We start from the raw sequence: 23,715 nt of genomic DNA on the forward strand, positions 1-23,715 counted from the left end.
CCTACACCAGGCAGCGCGGACCGAGCAGGCTCTTCAGCTCGCCGAACAGGTCCGGGGTGAGGTTCACCGGGAAGGGCAGCTCGAACGTGCGGGCGACGTCGTCCTTGAGCAGCTTCAGCCGGACCTCCGTCTCGCCGCTGTGCCGACCGAGCACGGCGGCGAGCTCGGTGACGATCTCCGTCGTCGCCTGCCGCTCCGGCACGCTCAGCGTCAGCGGGCCGGAACCCATGACGTCACCGAGGTTGGGCTGGAACATGCTCACCGCATGCAGCGCCTTGCCGTCGTCGCGCACGTTGACACGACCACGCAGCACCACGATCGAGTCGGCCACGAGCGACGGCCCGAACTCCTGGTAGGTCTTGCCGAGGAACATCACGCCGATCTCGCCGCCGAAGTCCTCGATCTGGACGATGCCGTACGGGTTGCCGCTCGTCTTCGCGACGCGGTGCTGCACGCTCGTCAGCAGGCCGGCGACGGTGACCGTCTCGCCTTCGACCGAGTCGTCCATGCCGATCAGGTCCGCGATGGTGACCGACTGGTGCTTCGCGAGCTCGATCTCGAGCCCCGCGAGCGGGTGGTCGGACACGTAGAGCCCGAGCATGTCGCGCTCGAACGCCAGCTTGTCGCGCTTGGACCATTCCGGGCGGTCGGGCACCTGTGACACCACGGTCATCGAGGGCTGTTCCTCGGCGACCTCGGCGAAGAGCGAGTCGAAGTCGAACCCGACGTTGCCGTGCACCTCGTCGCGCTTGACCTTCACCGCGGCCTCGACCGCGCCTTCGTGGATCTCCACGAGGGCACGTCGGGTGTCGCCGAACTCGTCGAACGCGCCCGCCTTGATGAGCGACTCGACGGTCCGCTTGTTCGCGGACGAGATCGGGATCTTGCGGAGGAAGTCGTGGAACGAGTCGAACGCGCCCTTCTCGGTGCGGGCCTTCACGATGTCGTCGACGACGTTGAACCCGACGTTCCGGATCGCGCCCATGCCGAAGCGGATGTCGTCGCCGACTGCCGCGAAGAAGCCGATCGACTCGTTGACGTCCGGCGGCATGACCTTGATGCCCATCCGGCGGCACTCGTTGAGGTACAGCGCGAGCTTGTCGCGGGCGTCGCCGACACTGGTCAGCAGCGCCGCCATGTACTCGGCCGGGTAGTGGGCCTTGAGGTACGCGGTCCAGAACGACACCACGCCGTACGCCGCGGAGTGCGCCTTGTTGAACGCGTAGTCGGAGAACGGCAGCAGGATGTCCCACAGCGTCTTGATCGCAGCGGCCGAGTAGCCGTTGTCCTGCATGCCCTTCTCGAAGCCCGCGTACTGCTTGTCCAGCTCGGACTTCTTCTTCTTGCCCATCGCGCGACGGAGGATGTCCGCCTGGCCGAGGGAGAACCCGGCGACCTTCTGCGCGATGGCCATGACCTGCTCCTGGTAGATGATCAGGCCGTAGGTCGTGCCGATGATGTCCTTGAGCGGCTCCTCGAGCTCCGGGTGGATCGGCGTGATCGCCTGCTCGCCGTTCTTGCGGAGCGCGTAGTTCGTGTGCGAGTTCGCACCCATCGGGCCCGGTCGGTACAGGGCGATGAGCGCGGAGATGTCCTCGAAGTTGTCGGGCTTCATCAGCCGCAGCAGGCCACGCATCGGGCCGCCGTCGAGCTGGAAGACGCCGAGGGTGTCACCGCGCTGCAGGAGCGCGTACGCCTCGGGGTCCTCGAGCCCCATGGTCTCGAGGTCGAGCTCGATGCCGCGGTTCGTCTTGATGTTGTCGAGGGCGTCACTGATGATCGTGAGGTTCCGGAGCCCCAGGAAGTCCATCTTGATCAGGCCGAGCGACTCCGATGCCGGGTAGTCGAACTGCGTGACGATCTGGCCGTCCTGCTCCCGCTTCATGATCGGGATGATGTCGATCAGCGGGTCGCTCGACATGATGACGCCGGCCGCGTGCACGCCCCACTGGCGCTTCAGCCCCTCGAGCCCGAGCGCGGTGTCGAACACCGTCTTGGCTTCCGGGTCGGTCTCGACGACGGTGCGGACGTCGACGGCTTCCTTGTAGCGCGGGTGGTTCTTGTCGAAGATCCCGGTCAGCGGGATGTCCTTGCCCATCACGGGCGGCGGCATCGCCTTGGTGAGCTTCTCGCCCATCCCGAACGGGAACCCGAGGACGCGCGAGGAGTCCTTGAGCGCCTGCTTCGCCTTGATCGTGCCGTACGTGACGATCTGCGCGACGCGTTCGGAACCGTACTTCTCGGTGACGTACTTGATCGCCTCACCGCGGCGCCGGTCGTCGAAGTCGACGTCGAAGTCGGGCATCGAGACGCGGTCGGGGTTGAGGAAGCGCTCGAAGATCAGCCCGTGCCGGATCGGGTCGAGGTCGGTGATGCGCATCGCGTACGCCACCATCGAGCCGGCACCGGAACCACGTCCAGGTCCCACGCGGATGCCGTGGTCCTTCGACCAGTTGATGAAGTCGGCGACCACGAGGAAGTACCCGGGGAAGTTCATCTGGTTGATGATCCCGACCTCGTAGTCGGCGCGGGCCTGGACCTCGTCGGAGATGCCGTCCGGGTACCGGTACTGCAGGCCCTTCGCCACCTCTTTCTCGAACCAGGAGTGCTCGGTCTCACCCTCCGGCACCGGGAACTTCGGCATGTAGTTCGCCGAGGTGTCGAACTCGACGTTGCACCGCTCGGCGATCAGCAGGGTGTTGTCGCACGCGTCGAGGTTGTCGCGGAACACGTGCCGCATCTGCTGCGGGGTCTTCAGGTAGAACTCGTCGGCGTCGAACTTGAAGCGGTTCGGGTCGTTCAGGGTCGAGCCGGACTGCACGCAGAGCAGCGCCGCGTGCGACTTGGCGTCGTGGGAGTGCGTGTAGTGCAGGTCGTTCGTGCCGACCAGCGGGATGCCGAGGTCCTTCGCGATCTTGATGACGTCGCTCATCACCCGGCGCTCGATCTCGAGCCCGTGGTCCATCACCTCGGCGAAGTAGTTCTCCTTGCCGAAGATGTCGCGGTAGTCCGCTGCCGCCTTGATCGCCTCGTCGTACTGCCCGAGGCGCAGGCGCGTCTGGATCTCGCCGGACGGGCAGCCCGTCGTGGCGATGATGCCCTCGTGGTACTCCTGCAGGAGCTCGATGTCCATGCGCGGCTTGAAGTAGTAGCCCTCGATCGAGGCCTTCGACGACAGCCGGAACAGGTTGTGCATGCCGGTCGTGTTCTCGGCGAACATCGTCATGTGCGTGTAGGAACCCGCACCGGAGACGTCGTCCCCGCCGCCGTCGCCCCAACGCACCCGGGTCTTGTCGGTCCGGTGGGTGCGGGGCGTGATGTACGCCTCTGTCCCGATGATGGGTTTGACGCCGCCGGCCTTGGCGGCCTTCCAGAACTCGAAGGCCCCGAACATGTTGCCGTGGTCGGTCACCGCCACGGCCGGCATGCCCTGCGCCGCGGTCTCGGCGACGAGGTCGTTCAGTCGCGCGGCACCGTCGAGCATCGAGTACTCACTGTGCACGTGCAGGTGGACGAAGGAGTCGGAATCCGACACGGAACCTCCGGTTGGTGACGCTGCTGCGGGGTGGGAACAGCCTAACCGCGACGGGCGACAACCGCGGCCCCGACGGCACCGATCCCGGCCCGGACGGCGCCGCTCGTTGCCCGGACGTCAGCGGATGAGCGGCAACCAGATGTCGTCGACGATCTCGAGGATCCGCGCGTCGGGCACCCGCTTCAGTGTCATCACGAGGTCGTGCCGCATCAGGTCGGACGGCAGCGACACCAGTCCCTCCGGCCAGTCCCTGGCCGGGATCTCGCCACGGGCCGCCGCGCGCTCGAGGAACACCCTGCCGATGGTCGCCCGGCCCCCCAGCAACCGGGACCGGAGATCGGCCGGCGACAGTCCGGTGTCGGCGTTGATGTTCGACATGTACAGGCTGATCACGGTGATGAAGTCGGACCGCGCCGCGTTGAAGTCCCGCAGCGTCGCGAGGATGTCCCCTCGGAGCGACCCGGTGTCCACGACGGGACGACGCTCGAACAGCCCGGCGTGCTGCAGCGCCGCGAGCACGAGGTCCACCTTCGTCGGCCACCTGCGGTAGAGCACGGGCTTCGAGGTCTCGGCGCGTGCAGCGACCCCCTCGTAGGTCAGCCCGGCGTAGCCCACCTGCTCGAGCTCCTGCCAGGCGGCGTCGAGCAGCGCCGACTCGAGCTCGGCACCGCGGCGTCGTGTCCTTGCAAGATCCACTTGCGTATCTTAACGCGCCGCAGTAGCTTGGCGCCAACAAGAAACGGGAGCGTATCTCCAAATGGACAAGAACCTCAGCAGACTGGCCATCGCGCTGGTCGTCGGTGCGATGGCACCGTTGTTCGACTCGACGATCGTGAGCGTGGCACTGCACACACTCAGCCGCGACCTGCACACCAGCGTCGACACCATCCAGTGGGTCAGCACCGGCTACCTCCTCGCGATGGGCGTCACGGTGCCCCTCGTCGGGTGGCTGCAGAACCGCGTCGGCGGGCGGCGCCTCTGGATGGCGTCGCTCGTGGTCTTCCTGATCGGCAGCATCCTGTGCTCCCTCGCGTGGGACGCGCCGAGCCTCATCCTGTTCCGTGTCGTCCAGGGTGTCGGCGCCGGCGCGATGATGCCGCTGCTGACCACGCTCCTGATGCAGGCGGCCGGTGGACGGAACGTCGGCAAGCTCATGTCGATCGCGTCGCTGCCCACCGCGCTCGGGCCGATCCTCGGCCCGGTCATCGGCGGCCTCATCCTCGGTGCCGGCAGCTGGCCGTGGCTGTTCTGGGTGAACGTTCCGTTCGCGGTCGCCGGACTCGTCCTCGCGTGGCGGTTCATGCCGGCGGACGGACCCGTCGGCACGGCGCGGCTGGACGCCGTGGGCCTCGTGCTGCTCTCCCCCGCGGTCGTCGGCGTCCTCTACGGCTTGAGCAACGCGAGCCGGTCGGGCGGCTTCGCCCGGTTCGACGTGTGGGCACCCCTCGGCGCCGGCGTCGTCCTGCTCGCCGCGTTCGTCCTCTGGGCCACACGCCGCCGGGGTGCCGCCCTGGTGGACCTCGCCCTGCTCCGACACCGTCCGCTCGCCGCCGCGGCCACGCTGATGTTCCTGATGGGCGCGGCGTTGTACGGCGGGATGCTCCTGCTGCCGCTGTCGTTCCAGGAGCTGCGCGGGACGGACGCGCTCGGTGCCGGGCTGCTGCTCATCCCGCAGGGCGTCGGTTCACTGCTCAGTCGATCGCTCGCCGGACGCCTCACGGACCGGATCGGTGCACGGCTGGTCGCGGTCGTCGGGTTCGCCGTGGTCGTCGCGGCGACGATCCCCTTCGCCTTCGCGGACGGCTCCACGAACGAGTGGTGGATCGCACTCGTCCTCGTGGTCCGCGGGCTCGGCCTCGGTGCCGTGATGATCCCGATCATGGCCGTCGGCTTCGTCGGGCTCGACCGACCGGAGATGCCGCACGCCAGCACCATCACCCGGCTCGCCCAGCAGCTCGGCGGCGCGTTCGGGACTGCCGTGCTCGCCGTCGTGCTCGCTGGCGCCGCGGCAGGGGGCGACGCGGCTGCGGCGTTCCAGCAGGCGTTCTGGTGGGCGATCGGCATCACCGGGTTCGCGACGGTGCTCGCGCTGCTGCTGCCCGGTCGTCAGGCAGCCGGTGGCGAGACACCGGTGTCCACGTCCGCGTCCACCCGCCAGCCGGCGACCAGCACCGTCGAGTGAGCACCGTCGAGTGAGCACCGTCGAGTGACCACCGTCGAGTGACCACCGTCGAGTGATCAGCCCGGCGGGCGTGTCAGCGCGATCAGACCGACGCGCCGCGGATCTTCTCGAGCGCGAGCGCCAGGTCCTCCGGGTACGCCGCCTGGAACTCGACCCAGTCGCCGGTCCGCGGGTGCGCGAACCCGAGCCGGACGGCGTCGAGCCACTGCCGCGTCAGCCCGAGCGACTCGGCGAGCACCGGGTCCGCGCCGTACATCGTGTCGCCGACCAGCGGATGCCTGGTCGCGGCCATGTGCACGCGGATCTGGTGCGTGCGCCCGGTCTCGAGGTGCACCTCGAGCAGGGTCGCCGACCGGAACGCCTCGAGCGTCTCGTAGTGCGTCACGCTCGGCTTGCCGTCAGAGGTGACCGCGAACTTCCAGTCGCTGGATGGGTGCCGTCCGATGGGCGCGTCGACCGTGCCGGAGGTCGGGTCCGGGTGTCCCTGCGCGAGTGCGTGGTAGACCTTCTCGACCGTGCGCTCCTTGAACGCCCGCTTGAGGTGCGTGTACGCGAGCTCCGTCTTCGCGACGACCATCAGCCCCGAGGTGCCGACGTCGAGCCGGTGCACGATCCCAGCACGCTCGGCGGCGCCGGACGTGGCGATGGTGAACCCGGCGGCGGCGAGGCCACCGGGAACCGTCGGGCCGTCCCACCCGGGAGACGGGTGCGCGGCGACGCCGACGGGCTTGTCGACGACGACGATGTCCTCGTCGTCGTGGACGATCGTCATGCCGGGCACGACCGCGGGGACGATCCGCGGCGCTTCCTTCGGGGTCCATTCGACCTCGAGCCACGAGTCCGCGTGGAGCCGGTCGGACTTGTCGACGACGGCACCGTCGACGCGCACGCCGCCGGCCGCCACGACGTCGGCGGCGAAGGACCGGCTGAAGCCGAGGAGCTTCGCGATGGCGGCGTCGACACGCTCACCGGCGAGCCCGTCCGGAACGGGCAGGGAACGCGACTCGGTCACGTCGCGTCGTGCCCCAGCGAGTCGGACGAGGGACGGGAGGCACGGCTGGTGTCCGCGACGTCGGCGACGGTTCCCGACTCGGGAACCGCAGCGTCCGTGGCGGCGTCGCCACGAGCCTCCTGTCCGCCCTTTTTGGACGACACCGTCCTGGTGCCGTCGAGGTTCACCCCGAAGACGACCAGCAGCACGAAGACCACCATGCTGATGCAGATGAACGAGTCCGCGATGTTGTAGATCGCCGGCATCATCCACGGCGTCGAGATGAAGTCGACGACGTGCCCCTGCCCGAACCCCGGCTCACGGAAGAGCCGGTCGCTGAGGTTGCCGAGCGCCCCGCCGAGCAGCATGCCGAGCACGATCGCCCACCACATCGAGTGGATGCGCCGGGCGAAGACGATGATCGCGACCACGACGGCGGCGGAGACGATCGAGAACACCCAGGTCATGTTCACCGCGAACGAGAACGCGGCACCGGGGTTCCTGACGTAGAGGAACTGCAGGGCGTTCCCGAGCACGGGGACGACCTGACCGTACGGGAGGTTCGCGACGACGATCGCCTTCACGACCTGGTCGAACGCCACCACCACGACAGCGGCGAAGGCCAGTGCCGCGATCGCGCGGACACTGACCTTCGCTCGTTGGTCTTGCTGGGACAAATCAGTTGCCGAAGCCCTGCGCCGATGCCGGCGCGGGGGTGAGACCAGACTGCTCGGTGCCCGACGAGGAGTCGAGTTCGCTGAGCTGGCTCTGGATGTAGCTCTTCAGCTGGGCGCGGTAGTCGCGCTCGAACGTGCGGAGCTCGTCGATCTTGCCCTCGAGCTGCGTGCGCTCCTGCTCGAGCACCGCGACACGCTGACGGTTGGTGTTCTCGGTGTCGGCGATGATCTGGCGCTGCTTGGCCTCTGCATCGGAGACGAGGCGCGCGGCCTGGGCCTGACCCTCGGCGATGAGCGCGTCGCGCTTCTCGACGCCTTCGCGGACGTGCTCCTCGTGGAGACGACGTGCGAGCGTCAGGAGGTTCGTGGTGCCCTCGGTGTCCTCGTCCGCGCTGACCGTGGCGGCCGGGGCTGCAGCAGCGGCCACCGGTGCGGGCTCGGGAGCGGCGACGACGGGGGCCGGCTCCGGCTCGGGCGCTGCAGCGGGGGCGGGCTGCTCGGTCTCGGCCGACTTCGGCGCGGACTCGGCGGCCTGCAGGCGCTGACGGAGCTCGTCGTTCTCCTGGGTCAGGCGACGCAGCTCGACCACGACCTCGTCGAGGAAGTCGTCGACCTCGTCCTGGTCGTAGCCCTCGCGGAACTTGGTCGGCTGGAACCGCTTGTTGACTACGTCTTCCGGCGTCAAAGCCATTGCCGTCACCTCAATAGAACTGCTGAACGTGTGGAACCGAAACGTCTCGCTGCGAATGTACCAGGCGAGACTCCCGGTGCGGATGCCCACCGGAGCGGGCATCGATCCCGACCACCGTACACCGACGCGGGGCCCGATCCGTGATCATGACCTGGGCGTGGCGCGTCGCGGACGACGTGGACCGGGTCCTGCGGGTCAGACCGTGACCGAGATGACCCGCACGATGCTCATCAGGATGATCGTGACGAGCATCACGATGGACCAGCCGAAGTCGAGTGCGACGGCACCCATCCGCAGCGGCGGCAGGGCACGGCGCACGGTCCGGATCGGCGGATCCGTGAACGTGTAGACGAACTCGGCCACGACGAGCATCCCGCCGCGGGGACGCCACGACCGGTTGAACGCCTGCACCATGTCGAGCGCGAACCGCCCCCAGAGCACGAAGAAGTACAGCAGGAGGAGGAAGTACAGGATCGTGAAGATCACGGACACGGTGCGGCTCGCTCGTCTCGGGTACGTGGTGCCCAGCGGACACCGCGTACGGGGCGGGTGGGCCTGGGCGGCGCCACACGGTCACGGGGACCGCGCGACGCGACGACTCAGGACTGGGCGAAGAAGGACGCCTCGATGTCGGACTCTACCTCGGGCGCCTCACCACTCACTGCGACGTGGGCCGGCGAGAGCAGGAACACCTTGTTGGTGACGCGCTCGATCTTGCCGTAGAGGCCGAGGGACAGGCCGCTCGCGAAGTCGATCATGCGGCGGGCGTCGGCCTCGGTCATCTGCGAGAGGTTGATGATGACGGGGATCCCGTCGCGGAAGCTCTCGGCGATGGACTGGGCGTCCTTGTACTCGCGCGGGTGGACGGTGAGGATCTCGTTCATTTCCTGGACCGGGGTCGCCTTCTGTGCGGTCGTGTGCGAACGGCGGAGCGGGGTGACCTGGGCGCCGCGCTGGTGGGTGTGCTTCGGCTCGGCCGGAGCCGGGGCGGTCGCCGTGGCTGCCGGTGCGGCGGCGGGGGCCGCTGCCGGTGCTGCCTCGTGCTGCACCGCGGGAGGTGCCGGCTGCTGCTGCTGGGCGCGTGCCTGGGCCGGCGACGCCTGCTGCTGCTCGTCCTCGTACTCGAGTTCCTCGTCGGCGAGGCCGAGGTACACCATCGTCTTCTTCAACGGACCGGCCATGGTTCCTCCAGTGGTGTTCGTGCTCGTGGATGCCCTGCGACGAGGCTAGGGCGAGACGGGACGGTTTCCGGTGATTGCCGTGCCGATCCGTAGGTGTGTCGCGCCCTCGAGCACGGCGTCGGGGAAGTCGCCGCTCATGCCGGCCGAGATGTCCGTCGCGGTCGGCACGAGCCGCTGCACGCGCTCGGAGATCGACCGCAGCCGGGCGAAGGCCGGACGGGGCTCCTCGTCGAGCGGCGCGACGGCCATCACGCCGCGCAGGGCGATCGTGCCCGTGCGCACGATGCGCTCCACCATCGCCTCGACGTCGTCGGGCGCCACCCCACCGCGACCGGGGTCGTCCGTGAGGTTGACCTGCACGAAGCCGTCGATCACCGGCGGCTCGGGCTCGGACTCGTTCGGCGCGAACGCGTCGACGACCGAACCGCGGTCGAGCGACTGCACCACGTGCGCGTACCGGCGGACCTGGCGCGCCTTCTTGGACTGGAGCTGCCCGACGAAGTGCCACGTCAGGGCGAGGTCGGCGAGCTCCGCCGCCTTGGCCTGCGCCTCCTGGTGGCGGTTCTCCCCCACGTCGGTGACGCCGAGTGCCGCGAGCTCGCGGACGAGCGACGCCGGGTGGTACTTGGTCACGACGACGAGCGTGAGTTCGCCGGGGTCACGGCCAGCGGCCCGCGCCGCGTCGGCGATGCCGTCGCGGACACGGGCCAGCCGGTCCTGGAGGCTCGTGCGAGCGTCCGACAAGAGGGTTACTTCAGGAAGTCGGGGACGTCGAGCTCGTCGTCGTCACCGTCGAAGGCGGGGTCGGCAGCGCGCTGCGCCGGCGGCTCGTGCTCCTGCGACGCCCAGGACGGCGACGAGGTGGTCGAGTCCTCGATGGCACCGCTCGCGCCGGTGGCGACGGGCACGGTCGAGCCGCCATCGGGGTCGACCCAGCTCGAGCGACGCTCCTTGAGCTGCTGCGTCGGCTCGCCACCGTCGAAGCCCGCTGCGATGACCGTGACGCGCACCTCGTCGCCGAGCGTGTCGTCGATGACGGCACCGAAGATGATGTTCGCCTCGGGGTGCACGGCCTCCTGCACGAGACGCGCGGCGTCGTTGATCTCGAAGATGCCGAGGTTCGAGCCACCCTGGATCGAGAGCAGCACGCCGTGCGCACCGTCGATCGAGGCCTCGAGCAGCGGGGACGCGACTGCGAGCTCGGCGGCCTTGATGGCACGGTCGGCGCCCCGCGAGGACCCGATGCCCATGAGCGCCGAACCGGCACCCTGCATGACGCTCTTCACGTCGGCGAAGTCGAGGTTGATCAGCCCGGGGGTCGTGATCAGGTCGGTGATGCCCTGGACGCCGGCGAGGAGCACCTGGTCGGCGGTCGCGAACGCCTCGACCATCGAGATGCCACGGTCGGAGATCTCGAGCAGGCGGTCGTTCGGCACGACGATGAGCGTGTCGACCTCGTCCTTGAGTCCGGCGACGCCGTTCTCGGCCTGCGACTGCCGGCGCTTGCCCTCGAAGCTGAACGGCTTCGTGACGACGCCGATGGTGAGTGCACCGATCGACTTCGCGATGCGAGCGACGACGGGTGCGCCACCGGTGCCGGTGCCACCGCCCTCGCCGGCGGTCACGAAGACCATGTCGGCACCAGCGAGGGCCTCTTCGATCTCCTCGGCGTGGTCCTCGGCGGCACGACGGCCGACCTCGGGGTCCGCGCCGGCGCCGAGGCCACGGGTGATCTCGCGACCGACGTCGAGCTTGACGTCGGCGTCGCTGAGCAGCAGGGCTTGGGCGTCGGTGTTGATCGCGATGAACTCGACCCCACGGAGGCCCAGCTCGATCATGCGGTTGACGGCGTTGACGCCGCCGCCGCCGACACCGACGACCTTGATGACGGCGAGGTAGTTGTGGTTCGTGGTCACGTCAGTCCGGCCTCCGGTTGAACCCTCAACCTCTACTTGAAGTTCAGGGTCTTTGCTGCTAGGTGTGGTGCTTGCAACGACGCTACGGGTGCGCTCGCTGCGCTGTCGTGCCGCCACGCCGCGTGTCGGGAGATGCGGTCCCGCAATTCCCCGGCCAGCCTACGACTGGGCGCGGATGATGCCGTTGTCCGGGGCTGAGACGTCGTACTCGACCGCGGTGTCCGGGTCGCGGGAGGCGTGGTCCTTCACGAGGGCGTCGAGCAGTGCGGCCTTCGCGTCGGACTCGTCCGGGCTCCCCCACACGACCCGGGAGCCGTCCTTCATGGTCAGCGTGACGTCGTCCGCCGTGGTGGCCGAGACGCCGGACACCTGCGCGCGGACCGTCGACGGCAGCGCGAGGACGACCTCGGTCATGGTGCGGAACACGCTCGAGCCCAGCTTCGCGGAGCCGATGTCAGCGAGGGGCATCGTGTCCGGCTGCGTCGGCGAGGACTGCACGACGATGCCGGCGGGGTCGACGAGCGAGAACGAGTCGCCCGTCTTGACGGCCACGACCGGGGAGCGCTCCGTCACGGTGACGACGAGCGTGTTCGGCGGCTCCTCCTCGGTGACGTAGCTCTCGATGAGCGGGAAGCCAGCGATGTCCTTCTTGATCGCACCGAAGTCGAGCCGGGCGAGCGGCGTGCCGATCTGCTCGGACAGTGCCTGGCGGAGCGCCGCGTCGTCGACACGGCTGGTGCCCTTGATCTCGATCGTCCGGAGCGCCATCAGCGGCGAGTACACGGCGACGAGGATGGAGACGCCGAGGACGACGACGACACCCCCGGCCGTGGCCCACGCGACGCGACGGTGGCGGGAGCGGCGGGTGAACCGACGGACCTCGGCTCGTTCGAGGAGCTTCCGGCGCTTGCGGGCGACGCGCGCTTCGCGCGCGGTCTCCGCGGCGCGGACGCGGGCGCCGATGGGCGTCTCCTCGGCGCGCTCCGGACTGCTCGGACGGGAGGCAGTGGTCGCGTCGACCACGTCGGTGACGGGTGCGACGTGCTCGCGTTCACCAGTGGCGGCATCGCGGTCGTCGACATCCGGTGTCGCGCCCGCGTCCGCAGCGGGGTGCGATGCGCGGAGCCCGGTGGTCGCCGGAGTCGGCCGCTTCGGCTCTGGATCCGACGGTGCGGGGGCGGGGCGGGCCTCCTGATCGGCGCCGGCACCACGACGGACGGGCAGCCGCGGGAGTCGCGGTACCCGTCGCTCGCGCGGTGCGCGGTCGTGCTCGACCGGGGCCTCCGGCTGTGCCGGACCCTCGTCGAAGCCCTCTGGTCGCTTCACCGCGACAGCGCCTCGAGGACCTGCGGGATGATGCGGTACACGTCGCCGCAGCTGAGCGTCATGATGATGTCGCCGTCACGGGCGACGGCCGCCGCGCGCGCGGACGCCGCTGCCCAGTCGGGCAGGAACTCGACGCGGGACTGGTCGGCGAAGCGCTCCTGGACGAGTGCGCCGGTGACACCGGGGACCGGGTCCTCCCGCGCGCCGTAGACGTCGAGGACGACGGTGTGGTCCGCGAGCTCCTCGTAGACCTTCGCGAAGTCACCGGCCATCAGCTGGGTGCGCGAGTACAGGTGCGGCTGGTGGATCGCGATGATCCGGCCGTCGCCGACGACGTTCCTCGCCGCCTTGAGCGCCGCGGCGACCTCGGTCGGGTGGTGGGCGTAGTCGTCGTAGACCGAGACGCCGCGCTCGACGCCGTGCAGCTCGAAGCGGCGCTCGGTGCCACCGAAGGCCTCGATGCCGCGGATCGCGTCTGCCGGGGCGACGCCGAGGCCGGTGAGCACCGCGAAGGCGCCGACGGCGTTGATCGCGTTGTGCCGGCCGGGGACGCGGAGGGTCAGGTGGTGGGACTCGCCCGCCGCCCGGAAGTCGACCTCGACGCCGGCGGACTCCACGATGCGCTCGATGCGGACGTCGGCGTCGGTGGCCTCGCCGAACGTGGTGATCGCCGGAGCGTCCGGTCGGGAGCGGACGCCCGCTGTCACGCGCTTCGCGCCGGCGTCGTCGCTCGACACGACCACGGTCTCGCTCGCCTTGGCCGCGAACTCGACGAAGGCGTCGATGAAGGCGTCCTCGCTGCCGTAGTGGTCGAGGTGGTCGGCGTCGACGTTCGTGATGAGCGCGACGGCGACGTCGTAGAGCAGGAAGGAGCCGTCGGACTCGTCGGCCTCGACCACGAACAGGTCGCTCGAACCGGGGGCAGAGCTGGTGCCGAGGGACTGGATCACGCCGCCGTTGACGAAGCTGGGGTCCAGACCGAGCTCGACCATCGCGGTGACGATCATGCCCGTCGAGGTGGTCTTGCCGTGTGCGCCTGCGACCGCGACCAGCCGGTGCTCGGCGATCAGCGCCGCGAGGGCCTGGGAACGGTGCAGCACCGGCAGACCGCGGCGCTGGGCCTCGAGGAGTTCGGGGTTGTCCGGCCAGAGCGCACTCGTCACGACGATGGTGTCGGCGTCACCGACGTTCGCGGCGTCGTGCCCGATGTGGACGTCGGCGCCGAGCTCGCGCATCCGGCCGGTCGTCGCGGTCTCGCGGGAGTCGCTGCCCGTCACGGTGTGCCCTGCTGCCAGGAACATCCGGGCGATGCCGCTCATGCCGGAGCCGCCGATGCCGACGAAGTGGACCGTGCCGAGGTCGTCCGGGATCGGCTGGGTCAGGTCCGGCTTGATGGTCATGGTTCCTCCGTGGTGCTGCCGCTCGAACGCGCCGCGTCGAGGGCGAGGTCGGTCATCCGGTCCGCACCGTCGCGGTGTCCGACGCTGCCGGCCTGCACCGCCATGTTCGCGATGCGGGAGCGGTCCTGCAGGATGCCCAGGAGCTGGAACGTCACCCAGTCCTGGTCGAATTCCTCGTCGGCGACGAGCACCGCTCCCCCGGCGCCGACGACGTCGCGGGCGTTGTGTCGCTGCTCGCCGTTGCCGACAGGGTACGGCACCAGGACGCTCGGCAGCCCGACGGCCGTGAGCTCGCAGACCATGCCGGCGCCGGAGCGGGAGACCACGAAGTCGGACGCCGCGTACGCCAGGTCCATCCGGTCGCAGTACGGCAGGACCGTGTAGCCGTCGAGGTCGCTCGGACCGATGTCGGACTTGCCGCCGACGACGTGCAGCACCTGCCACCCGGCGCCGACGATCGTCGCTGCCGAGCGGTTGATCGTGCGGTTGATGCTCCGGGCACCGGACGACCCGCCGGTGACCAGGAGCACCGGTCGTGCGGGGTCGAGGCCGAACTCGGCGAGGCCCTCCGCGCGGCTCGCCCGCCGGTCGAGCGACTCGATCTCGCGGCGCAGCGGCATGCCGACGACCCGGGAGTTCCGGAGGCGGGTGTTCGAGAACGTCACGCCGACGTACCTGGTGAGGAACGCGGCGAGCCGGTTCGCCAGCCCGGGCTTGGCGTTCTGCTCGTGCACGACGATCGGCGTGCCGGTGCGCTTCGCGGCGATGTACGCCGGTGCGGACGCGTAGCCGCCGACGCCGAGGACCACGTCGACCTGTCGCTCGCGGATGATCTGCTCGGTGCGCTTGACCGCCGCCCAGAACGCCTTCGGGAACCGCAGCGCAGCGGCGTTCGGCTTCCGCGGGAACGGCAGCCGCGGGATGGTCAGCAGCTCGTACCCGCGCATCGGGACGAGTCGCGACTCGAGTCCCTCCGCGGTGCCGAGCACGATGACGGAGTCCTCGGGGGAACGCTCCGTCAGCCGGTCCGCGACCGCGAGCAGGGGGTTGACGTGTCCGGCGGTGCCGCCGCCGGCGAAGAGGTAGGTGCTCACCGGGGTGATCCGTTCCGAAGGTCGGTCGTCCTGGGCAGGTCGTGCTTCCCGGGGAGTTCGCGGGCGAAGGACAGCACGACGCCGATCGCGACGAGGGTCATGATGAGCGCGGATCCACCGGCGGAGATGAGCGGCAGCGGCACGCCGAGCACGGGCAGCAGTCCGAGGACGACGCCGATGTTCACGAGCGCCTGCCCGATCACCCAGGCCAGCACACCGCCCGTCACGGTGCGCACGAAGGGGTCGTTCGAGAGCCGGATGACCTTGATCATCCCGATCGCGAGCACCACGAAGAGGGCGAGCACCACGACGGCGCCGATGAGGCCGAGCTCCTCGCCGATGATCGCGAAGATGTAGTCGTTGTCGGCTTCGGGGAGCCACGACCACTTCGCCTTGGAGTTGCCGAGCCCGACGCCGAACACACCACCGGACGCCAGCGCCCACATACCGTGGACCGGCTGCCAGCAGAGGTCCTGGTACTGGCTGGTGTCGGTGCAGCCGGAGAGCCACGCGCTGATGCGGGACGACCGGGAACTCGACGCCATGGTGACGAACGGCAGCAGCACGGCGATGCCGACGACCCCGACGAGCAGGTGCCGGAGCCGTGCTCCCCCGACGAACAGCGACCCGAAGACCAGGATCATCATGATCATCGCCGTGCCCTGGTCACCGCCGACCAGGACCAGGCCGATCGACAGCAGGCTCGCGATCCCGACCGGGACGAAGACCTCTTTCCAGTCGTCGAGCTTGTCGCGCTTGACGTACATGATCGCGCCGATGCCGAGCACCAGTGCGAGCTTGAGGATCTCGGAGGGCTGCGCCGTGAACGACCCGAGGCGGATCCAGTTCCGGTTGCCCTGGATCGAGTAGCCGAGGGGCGTCAGCACGACGAGCGCCTGCACGACGAGGCCGACGCCGACGATCCACATCGCCCACTTCCGCCAAAACGCCACGGGGAGCCTGCTGGCGATCAGCATGAGCGGGACGCCGATGACGGCGTACATGCCCTGTCGGGTGAAGGCGCCGAAGAAGTCGTGCGTCTCCTTGTACTGCTCGACGCTCGAGGACGAGAGCACCATCACGACGCCGAAGACGACGAGGAAGAGGGTGACGCCGAGGATCGTGTAGAACGAGCTGGACTCGGCGACGAAGACGTTCTTGACGGCGACGACCGCGCCGTTCGTGCGACGAGCGGCGTTCTGGGTAGACGTGGTCACGCGGCCGCTACGGCCGTTCGGAAGATCCGTCGTCGCCATCGGCGTTTCCTCCCAGGTGCTCGTGGACCGCCGCCGCGAAGCGCTCGCCTCGGTCCGCGTAGGAGCCGAACTGGTCGAACGACGCCGCAGCCGGGGCGAGGAGGACCGTGTCGCCCGGTCTCGCGACCGAGGCGGCATGCCGGACCGCCTCGGGCATGACCTGATCAGTGTCCGATGCTTCGACCTGCAGGACGGGCACCGACGGCGCGTGTCGCGCGAATGCCTCGAGCACGGGGCCGCGGTCGGTCCCGATCACGACGACGCCGCGGGCGGTGGGGCCGAAGCGCTCGACCAGCCCGTCGATGTCGACGCCCTTGAACAGGCCACCGACGACCCAGACCACGGACTCGAACGACGACAGCGACGCCGTCGCGGCGTGCGGGTTCGTGGCCTTCGAGTCGTCGACCCACGCGATGCCGTCGGCCGTGGCCACGAGCTCGGTGCGGTGGTGGTCGGCGCGGAAGGCCTGCACGGCGGTCTGGATCGAGCTCGGGCGGACGGAACCCGCACGCGCCAGGGCGGCGGCGGCGAGGACGTTCATCGTCATGTGCGGGCTCGCGAGCCCTGCCTGCTCGAGGTCGGCGTGCGTGGCCAGCTCGAGCGCGCTCTTCTGCCGGTCCTCGGTGAAGGCCCGGTCGCAGAGGACGTCCTCGACGACCCCGACCTCGCCGGGGGCGGGGATGCCCGGCGTGAAGCCCACGGCACGGCAGCCCTCCACGACATCGGCGTCCTCGACCATGGCGCGGGTGACCTCGTCGGTGACGTTGTAGACGCACGCCAGGACGGTCCGCTCGTAGACCTTCGCCTTCGCGGCGCGGTAGGCCGCGGCGGACCCGTGCCACTCGAGGTGGTCGTCGGCGATGTTCAGGCACGCCGACGCGAGCGGCAGCACCGCACCGTCACCGGAGTCGGCCATGTAGTGCAGCTGGTGGCTGGAGAGCTCGACCACGAGGACGTCGAAGCCGTCCGGGTCGCGCACGACGTCGAGCACCGGGACGCCGATGTTGCCGCAGGCGACCGCCCGCAGTCCCTCGGCCTCGTACATCGCGGTGGTGAGCTGGGTCGTGGTGGTCTTGCCGTTGGTCCCGGTGATCGTCACCCACGGAGCGGCGACCGGGCCGCGGACGACCTTGTCGCGCACGCGCCAGGCGAGCTCGATGTCGCCCCAGACGCTGCTGTGCTCCACTGCCCACTGCACGGTCGGGTTGTGCGGCGGCAGGCCGGGCGACACCACGACGAGGTCCGGCGCCTGGTCCTGCAGCGCGGCGGGCACCGAGTCCAGCGGGGTCTGCACGAAGCGGGCGCCGATCACCGCGAGGAGTTCGACGCTGTCGGACGGCGCGTTGGTGGAGTACACCGTGACGGTGCTGCCGAGCTCGACGAGCGTGTCCGCGACCGAGAACCCGGTCGCGCCGAGGCCGAGCACGGCGACGTCGAGGCCCTTCCAGCCCTCCGAGTACCAGCTGTCGAGACCATCCAGACGGTCAGCCAACGCGCGCGATCCATTCCAGGTAGAAGAGCCCGATGCCGGCCGCGACGCAGAGTCCGGCGATGATCCAGAACCGGACGACGACCGTCACCTCCGCCCAGCCCTTGAGCTCGAAGTGGTGGTGCAGCGGACTCATCCGGAAGATGCGCTTGCCGCCGGTGATCTTGAAGTACGCCCGCTGCAGGATGACCGAGCCGGTGACGATGAAGAACAGGCCGCCGATCAGGACGAGCAGGAGCTCGGTGCGGCTGAGGATCGCGAGACCGGCCAGCGCGCCACCGAGGCCGAGCGAGCCCGTGTCGCCGAGGAAGATCTGCGCAGGGGAGGTGTTGTACCAGAGGAACCCGATCAGGCCACCGCAGACCGCGGCCGCCACGACCGCGAGGTCGAGCGGGTTCGCCACCGTGTAGCAGGCGTGCTCCGTGTTCGCGTCGAGTCGGGCACCGCCGCACATCTGGTTGGACTGCCAGAACGAGATGATGACGTAGGACCCGATCGCGAGGATGCTCGATCCGGTCGCGAGCCCGTCCAGGCCGTCGGCCACGTTCACGCCGTTCGACGTCGCGACCGTCAGGAAGACGATCCACGCCAGGAACAGGATCGTGCCGATGACCGTGCCGAGCGCCATGAAGTCGAGCCACGGGATGTCACGGATCGCGGACACCATCGTGGATGCCGGCGGCTTGCCGTTCGCGCTCGGGACGACGAGGGCGATCGTGGCGAAGATGACGCCGACGATGACCTGCCCGAGGATCTTCGCCCACCCGCCGAGACCGAGGCTGCGCTGGCGCCGGACCTTGAGGAAGTCGTCGACGAAGCCGACGAGTCCGAGGCCGACCATCAGGAACAGCACGAGCACACCGGACAGCGTGATCGAGTCACGCCCGACCAGGTGACCGACGAAGTACCCGATCACCGTGCCGAGGATCAGGACGATGCCGCCCATCGTCGCGGTGCCGCGCTTGGTGTGGTGCGACTGCGGCCCGTCGTCGCGGATGAACTGTCCCCAGCCGAGGCGGTGGAACAGCTTGATGAACAGGGGCGTGAGCAGCAGTGTGAACACCAGCGACACGGCGCCGGCGATCAAGAGGGCGATCATACGGAGACACCTCCGAGACGGTCGCCGAGGAATCGCAGCCCGGCCGACTTCGAGGACTTGACGAGGACGACGTCGCCGGGGCGGACCATCTCCTGCAGGGTGTGGACGGCGTCGTCGACGTCCTCGATGAACACGGACTCGCCGTCCCACGATCCCTCGAGGGTGGCGGCCTGGTGGATGGGCATCGCGCCGCGGCCGACGACCACGAGCTGTCCGATGCCGAGACGCACGACGAGCCGACCGATGCGGTCGTGCTCCTCGACGGAGTACTCGCCGAGCTCGGCCATCTCGCCGAGCACGGCGATGGTGCGCTCCCCCGGTCGCACGACCTGTGCGAGGGTGCGGAGCGCGGCGGCGGTCGAGTCTGGCGACGCGTTGTACGCGTCGTTGATCACGGTGACGCCGTCGGGGCCACCGTGGAGCAGCTCCATGCGCCAGCGCTCGGCACGCGTCATCGACGCGAGCGCGGCGGCGCCGTCGGCCAGTGGGACGCCCCAGCGGTGCGCGACGGCCAGCGCGGCCGTCGCGTTCATCGCGTGGTGCTCACCCAGGATGGCGAGGCGGACGTCGACGGTCTCGGGGACCTGCCCCGAGCCTCCCGTCGAACTGTCATCGCCACTGACGGGAGGCGCGGTGAGCGTGAAGCGCGTGCCGTCGCGGTCCGTGGACACACCGGACAGGCGGTAGTCGGCGTCGTCCGACGTGCCGAAGCCGACGACGCGGGCGGCCGTGAGGCCGCGCATGGCGGCGACGCGGTCGTCGTCGACGTTGAGCAGCGCGGTCGCGCTGGCCGGCAGGTCGGTGACCATCTCGGACTTCGCGCGCTGCGTCGCCTCGATGCCGCCGAACTCCCCCGCGTGGGCGAGGCCGACCTTGAGGACGACACCGATGTCGGGTTCGGCAATGCGGACGAGCTTGGCGATGTGGCCGATGCCGCTCGCACCCATCTCGACCACCAGGTAGCGGGTGTCGTGCGTGATCCGGAGCATCGAGATCGGTGCGCCGACGTGGTTGTTGAACGAACCCTCCGGCGCGACGGTCTCGCCGTGCTGCTGCAGGATGGTCCGCAGCATGTTCTTCGTGCTCGTCTTGCCGTTCGAGCCGGTGATCCCGACGACCTCGAGGGCGCCACCCGCGCGGACGCGGGCGACCACCTCGTGTGCCAGTGCGGCGAGGGCGGCGTACCCGTCCGCGACGACGATCTGGGCGGTCGCGGTGCCGTCCGGCAGCGCGGTCTCGTGCTCGGTGATCACGAGGGCTGCACCGGCTTCGGCGGCCGACGGCACGAACCGGTGTCCGTCGGTCTCCTCGCCGAGCAAGGCGAAGAAGACGCTGCCGGCAGTGACCAGGCGGGAGTCGGTCTCGACGGGGCCGTCCACGACCGTGTCGGCGGCACCGCGAACGAGCTCGCCGTCGACCGCGGCGGCGATCTCGGCGAGGGAGAGGGCGATCATCGCGTTTCCTCCACCGGGCCGGCGTTCGGCTCCCAGCCGGCCTCACGGAGGGCCGCACGGGCCTCGTCGCGGGCGGAGTACGGGGTCCTGACGCCCTGGATGTCGCGGTAGTCCTGGTGGCCGGGGCCCGCCCACAGGATCGAGTCCCCTTCGCCGACGAGCCCCACCGCGGTGCGGATCGCCGCTTCCGGCGGGCTGACCTCGTGGATCTCGTGGTCCGGGAACGCTGCGCGGGCGGCGTCGACCAGGGTCTTCCTGATGGACGCGGCGTCCTCGAAGCGGGGGTGGTGGTCGGTCACGACGAGGATGTCGGAGCCCTCGGCCGCGACCCTGGCCATGTCGCCGCGCTTCGTCGTGTCGCGATCGCCGTCGGCGCCGAACAGCATGACGACCTTGCCCGGGGTGAACTGGCGCACGGCGGCGAGGGTGTTGAGGAACGCGTCGGGGCTGTGCCCGAAGTCCACGTAGACGCTCGGCCCGCGGTCGCCGGAGACCCGCTCGGTGCGGCCGGGCAGGTAGCACTCGATGGCGCTGACCGTGTGGTCCGCACCGTCCTCGTAGTGCCGGTGGTTGCTCTCGAGCGCGTGCGCGATCGCACCCAGCTCGAAGCCGCCCTCGACGAGCATCACGATCGCCAGCGCGGCGTTCGCGGCCATGTGCCAGCCGATGAGCGGCACACGGGTGGTGAGTTCGCGACCCTCGGGGCCGGTCAGACGGAACTCCGTGTACGCGGCGTGCGCGTCGACGATGTCGACGTGCCACTCGGCCTCGATCTCGGGGTGCACGGTGATGGTCGTGACCGGGATGCGGGAGTCCTGGACGACGCGCTGACCCCAGTCGGTGTCGAGCGAGACGACGCCGCGACGACCGTGCTCCGGCTGGAACAGCGGCAGCTTCGCCTGGTAGTACTCCTCCATGTCGGCGTAGTCGTCGAGGTGGTCGTGGCTGAGGTTCGTGAACGCCACGACATCGAAGACGATGCCGTCGACCCGGTGACGGCTGAGGGCCTGCGCGCTCACCTCGACGGCGACGGCGCGGACCTCGCTCTCGCGCATGCGGGCGAGCAGTGCGTGCATCTCGCTCGCCTCGGGCGTGGTGAGCCGGCTCGTGACGCTGAGCGAGCCGATGTGGCGCTCCGCGGTGGAGCTGAGGCCCGAGACCAGGCCGAGCTGCTTGAGGATGCCCTCGAGGATGTACGACGTGCTGGTCTTGCCGTTCGTGCCCGTGACCGCGAACAGCTGCGGCAGGTCGGTCGCCTCGTCCGGGTGCGTGCGGTAGACCCACGCCGAGACGTCGCCGAGCGCCGCTCGGGGGTCGTCGACGACCAGGACCGGCAGCCCGGACGGCTCGGCCAGTGCCACGCCGTCGGCGTCGGTCAGGACCGCGACGGCACCGCGCTCAGCGGCCTGGGTCGCGAACTCCGCGCCGTGCCGGTTCGCACCGTGCACGCCGACGAACAGGTCACCCGGCTGCACCTCGGCAGCGCTCAGCGTGACACCGGTCGTCTCGACCGCGTCGAGCGAACCGACGACCCGCAGGCCGAAGGCGTTGGCCAGCTCGGCCACGGCCCTCGGGGTCGGGTGTTCGGGTCGGAGGACCGGGGGGATCCGTGCGGACAAGTGCTCCTTCTTCCTCTCCACGTGGACGGGTGGGTCTACCACGTCGACGGGTAGGTCTTCGCCTCTGTCGTGGAGGGGGCGACACGGTACTTCTCGAGCACCTGGGACATGAGTGTGCGGAACGCCGGAGCCGCTCCGCTGGACCACTTGTTGGCCTGCGGCTTCGTGAACGTCACCGTGACAACATACTGGGGGTCCTCGGCGGGTGCCATTCCGGCCACCGAGGTGATGCGCTCCGAGCCGTAGCCCTTCGAGCCCTCCGCGACCTCGGCGGTCCCCGTCTTCGCGGCGATGTTGTAGCCGGAGATCGGCTTCATGCCCACGAGCGTGCCACCGGTGACCACGCTCTGGAGCATGTCGGTGACCTGCGTCGCTGCGCTCGCGGACACGACGCGCTCGCTCTGCACGTCGGGCGCGTCGATCGTGGTGCCGTCCGCCGTCGTGCAGCCCTTGACGAAGTGCAGCGGGATGCGGACGCCGTCGTTGGCGATGGTCTGGTAGATGCTCGCGACCTGCATGGCCGTCGTCGAGATGCCCTGCCCGAACATCGAGTTGATGTCCGTCTGCTGGTCCCAGTTCGGGCTCGCGCCGTACTGCATCCCCGGCTGACCCGGGTAGTCGATCGCGGACTCCGGCTGGAACAGGCCGAACTTCTTCATGACGTCGTAGCGCTGCTGCTCGGTCAAGCGGGAGCCGAGCTCGGTGATGCCGACGTTCGACGAGTCACGGAGGATGCCGGTGAGCGTCAGGTTCTCGGTCTCGTGGAACTCGGAGTCGTGGATCGTGCCGCCCCAGGGGAACGTGCGGGAGTACGGCACGGTGACACCGGTCGTCGGGGTGGCCTTGCCCTGGTCGATCAGCGCCGCCGCGATGGCCGCCTTGATCGTCGACCCCGGCTCGTACGTGTCGGTCAACGCCCTGGAGCCGAACGCGCCCTTGTCGGTGGTGCCGTCGACGTTGTTCGGGTCCACCGTCGGGTAGTCGGCGACCGCGAGCACCTCGCCGGTCTTCGCCTTCACCACCGTGGCGGTCGCGGACACCGCGCCGAGCTGCTGGGCGGCGTCGGCGATGTCCTGCGCTGCCATGTACTGCAGGTCGCTGTCGATCGTGGTCTGGAGCGTGCCGCCGTCCTTCGCCTCCTTGGTGGTGACCGTGCTGCCCGGGAGCTGCACACCGTCCTCACCGCGTTCGTACGTCTCGGAACCGTTCGTGCCGGCGAGGCACTTGTTGTACGCGTACTCCAGACCGGCCTGGGCGCCGTCGGTGCCCATGAACCCGGTGATGTTGCCCGTCGTCGCACCGGTCGGGTACGTCCGGGCCGACTGCTGCTGCGGGTAGAGCCACGGCACGTCGAGGGCCTGGACCGTCTCGTAGTGCTTCACGTCGAGGCCCTTGACCAGGTAGGCGAAGTCGGACTTCGGGTTCGCCTCGATCGCCTTCTTCATGGCGGCCGCGTCGCCGCCGGATGCCTCCGCGATCGCGGCGAGGGCGTCGTCGACGGTGATGTCCTTCGTGCGGGTCCCGCCGAGCTTGCCCTCGAAGTCCTTCACCAGGCGCGGAGCCGTCGTGATGTTGTACCGCGTGACGCTGTCGGCGAGCTCGGTGCCGTTGCGGTCGACGATCGACCCACGCGCGCCGTACAGCGTCACGGGGATGCTGCGCTTCGCGCTGGAGGCCTTGTTGAGCTCGGCCGCCTGGACCACCTGGATGTCGACCAGGCGGATCACGAACACCGCCACGAGCGCGATCACGGCGACGATCACGACGCTGTATCGGAGTCGGCGGTTGCGGATCGTCTTCGTCAC

19 protein-coding genes are annotated in these 23,715 nt (G+C 69.6%); 1 reads left to right on the forward strand and 18 read right to left on the reverse strand.

What is annotated here, in order from left to right; all coding sequences use genetic code 11:
* Window position 1: 1 nt before the first annotated feature.
* Both dnaE and ACEN9V_RS03780 read right to left on the reverse strand, forming a co-directional pair.
* Window positions 2-3,484: a DNA polymerase III subunit alpha gene (gene dnaE, locus ACEN9V_RS03775; protein WP_402728977.1), complete on the reverse strand. Its 3,483-nt coding sequence runs from the start codon at window positions 3,482-3,484 to the stop codon at window positions 2-4.
* A gap of 168 nt (window positions 3,485-3,652) precedes the next feature.
* Window positions 3,653-4,231, reverse strand: a complete 579-nt coding sequence (locus tag ACEN9V_RS03780; protein ID WP_413602187.1) for a TetR/AcrR family transcriptional regulator — start codon at window positions 4,229-4,231, stop codon at window positions 3,653-3,655.
* Window positions 4,232-4,292: 61 nt separating this feature from the next.
* Here ACEN9V_RS03780 and ACEN9V_RS03785 point away from each other — a divergent pair, with 61 nt between their 5' ends.
* Entirely contained in the window at window positions 4,293-5,717 is a 1,425-nt protein-coding gene (locus tag ACEN9V_RS03785) for an MDR family MFS transporter (RefSeq protein ID WP_413602188.1), read from the forward strand.
* An 82-nt stretch (window positions 5,718-5,799) separates the two neighbouring features.
* Here ACEN9V_RS03785 and ACEN9V_RS03790 read toward each other — a convergent pair whose 3' ends face one another.
* The 16 genes from ACEN9V_RS03790 to ACEN9V_RS03865 all read right to left on the reverse strand — a co-directional run bounded on the left by ACEN9V_RS03790 (window position 5,800) and on the right by ACEN9V_RS03865 (window position 23,715).
* Window positions 5,800-6,729, reverse strand: a complete 930-nt coding sequence (locus ACEN9V_RS03790) for an RluA family pseudouridine synthase (RefSeq protein WP_413602189.1) — start codon at window positions 6,727-6,729, stop codon at window positions 5,800-5,802.
* Window positions 6,726-7,385, reverse strand: coding sequence for a signal peptidase II (lspA, locus tag ACEN9V_RS03795; protein WP_413602190.1), 660 nt, complete (start codon window positions 7,383-7,385; stop codon window positions 6,726-6,728). Before lspA ends, ACEN9V_RS03790 begins: the two co-directional genes overlap by 4 nt.
* A 1-nt stretch (window position 7,386) precedes the next feature.
* Window positions 7,387-8,076: a DivIVA domain-containing protein gene (locus ACEN9V_RS03800; protein ID WP_413602191.1), complete on the reverse strand. Its 690-nt coding sequence runs from the start codon at window positions 8,074-8,076 to the stop codon at window positions 7,387-7,389.
* Window positions 8,077-8,271: 195 nt separating this feature from the next.
* On the reverse strand, window positions 8,272-8,568 hold the full coding sequence (locus ACEN9V_RS03805) for a YggT family protein (RefSeq protein WP_281264191.1): 297 nt from the start codon (window positions 8,566-8,568) through the stop codon (window positions 8,272-8,274).
* 107 nt (window positions 8,569-8,675) lie between these two features.
* Window positions 8,676-9,257: a cell division protein SepF gene (locus tag ACEN9V_RS03810; protein WP_413602192.1), complete on the reverse strand. Its 582-nt coding sequence runs from the start codon at window positions 9,255-9,257 to the stop codon at window positions 8,676-8,678.
* A gap of 45 nt (window positions 9,258-9,302) precedes the next feature.
* Entirely contained in the window at window positions 9,303-10,001 is a 699-nt protein-coding gene (locus ACEN9V_RS03815) for a YggS family pyridoxal phosphate-dependent enzyme (protein WP_413602193.1), read from the reverse strand.
* A gap of 5 nt (window positions 10,002-10,006) precedes the next feature.
* A complete protein-coding gene (gene ftsZ / locus ACEN9V_RS03820) occupies window positions 10,007-11,173 on the reverse strand; it encodes a cell division protein FtsZ (protein WP_413602194.1) in 1,167 nt (388 codons plus the stop codon).
* Window positions 11,174-11,332: 159 nt separating this feature from the next.
* A complete protein-coding gene (locus tag ACEN9V_RS03825) occupies window positions 11,333-12,499 on the reverse strand; it encodes an FtsQ-type POTRA domain-containing protein (protein WP_413602195.1) in 1,167 nt (388 codons plus the stop codon).
* The gene (gene murC, locus ACEN9V_RS03830) at window positions 12,496-13,899 is read right to left on the reverse strand and encodes a UDP-N-acetylmuramate--L-alanine ligase (RefSeq protein ID WP_281264186.1); all 1,404 of its coding nucleotides are present in this window, start codon (window positions 13,897-13,899) and stop codon (window positions 12,496-12,498) included. Before murC ends, ACEN9V_RS03825 begins: the two co-directional genes overlap by 4 nt.
* Window positions 13,896-14,993, reverse strand: coding sequence for a UDP-N-acetylglucosamine--N-acetylmuramyl-(pentapeptide) pyrophosphoryl-undecaprenol N-acetylglucosamine transferase (locus ACEN9V_RS03835; protein ID WP_402728437.1), 1,098 nt, complete (start codon window positions 14,991-14,993; stop codon window positions 13,896-13,898). Before ACEN9V_RS03835 ends, murC begins: the two co-directional genes overlap by 4 nt.
* A complete protein-coding gene (gene ftsW, locus ACEN9V_RS03840) occupies window positions 14,990-16,210 on the reverse strand; it encodes a putative lipid II flippase FtsW (RefSeq protein WP_413602196.1) in 1,221 nt (406 codons plus the stop codon). The genes ACEN9V_RS03835 and ftsW overlap by 4 nt, the downstream gene beginning before the upstream one ends.
* A gap of 7 nt (window positions 16,211-16,217) precedes the next feature.
* Window positions 16,218-17,741, reverse strand: coding sequence for a UDP-N-acetylmuramoyl-L-alanine--D-glutamate ligase (gene murD, locus ACEN9V_RS03845; protein ID WP_413602197.1), 1,524 nt, complete (start codon window positions 17,739-17,741; stop codon window positions 16,218-16,220).
* On the reverse strand, window positions 17,734-18,837 hold the full coding sequence (gene mraY / locus ACEN9V_RS03850; protein ID WP_413602198.1) for a phospho-N-acetylmuramoyl-pentapeptide-transferase: 1,104 nt from the start codon (window positions 18,835-18,837) through the stop codon (window positions 17,734-17,736). Before mraY ends, murD begins: the two co-directional genes overlap by 8 nt.
* A complete protein-coding gene (locus ACEN9V_RS03855; RefSeq protein ID WP_413602199.1) occupies window positions 18,834-20,291 on the reverse strand; it encodes a UDP-N-acetylmuramoyl-tripeptide--D-alanyl-D-alanine ligase in 1,458 nt (485 codons plus the stop codon). The genes mraY and ACEN9V_RS03855 overlap by 4 nt, the downstream gene beginning before the upstream one ends.
* The gene (locus tag ACEN9V_RS03860) at window positions 20,288-21,910 is read right to left on the reverse strand and encodes a Mur ligase family protein (RefSeq protein WP_413602200.1); all 1,623 of its coding nucleotides are present in this window, start codon (window positions 21,908-21,910) and stop codon (window positions 20,288-20,290) included. The genes ACEN9V_RS03855 and ACEN9V_RS03860 overlap by 4 nt, the downstream gene beginning before the upstream one ends.
* Before the next feature lie 35 nt (window positions 21,911-21,945).
* The gene (locus ACEN9V_RS03865) at window positions 21,946-23,715 is read right to left on the reverse strand and encodes a peptidoglycan D,D-transpeptidase FtsI family protein (protein ID WP_413602201.1); all 1,770 of its coding nucleotides are present in this window, start codon (window positions 23,713-23,715) and stop codon (window positions 21,946-21,948) included.

Origin of the sequence: Curtobacterium sp. Curtsp57, from assembly GCF_047324335.1 — a bacterium.
Lineage (GTDB): Bacteria > Actinomycetota > Actinomycetes > Actinomycetales > Microbacteriaceae > Curtobacterium.

What these genes read in the sequence shown, in the direction of transcription:
- dnaE (WP_402728977.1), bottom strand. Translation starts at nt 3,484, where the DNA reads ATGCTCGACGGTGCCGCGCGACTGAACGACCTCGTCGCCGAGACCGCG.
- murC (WP_281264186.1), bottom strand. Translation starts at nt 13,899, where the DNA reads ATGACCATCAAGCCGGACCTGACCCAGCCGATCCCGGACGACCTCGGC.
- ACEN9V_RS03800 (WP_413602191.1), bottom strand. Translation starts at nt 8,076, where the DNA reads ATGGCTTTGACGCCGGAAGACGTAGTCAACAAGCGGTTCCAGCCGACC.
- ACEN9V_RS03785 (WP_413602188.1), top strand. Translation starts at nt 4,293, where the DNA reads ATGGACAAGAACCTCAGCAGACTGGCCATCGCGCTGGTCGTCGGTGCG.
- ACEN9V_RS03810 (WP_413602192.1), bottom strand. Translation starts at nt 9,257, where the DNA reads ATGGCCGGTCCGTTGAAGAAGACGATGGTGTACCTCGGCCTCGCCGAC.
- ACEN9V_RS03855 (WP_413602199.1), bottom strand. Translation starts at nt 20,291, where the DNA reads ATGATCGCCCTCTCCCTCGCCGAGATCGCCGCCGCGGTCGACGGCGAG.
- mraY (WP_413602198.1), bottom strand. Translation starts at nt 18,837, where the DNA reads ATGATCGCCCTCTTGATCGCCGGCGCCGTGTCGCTGGTGTTCACACTG.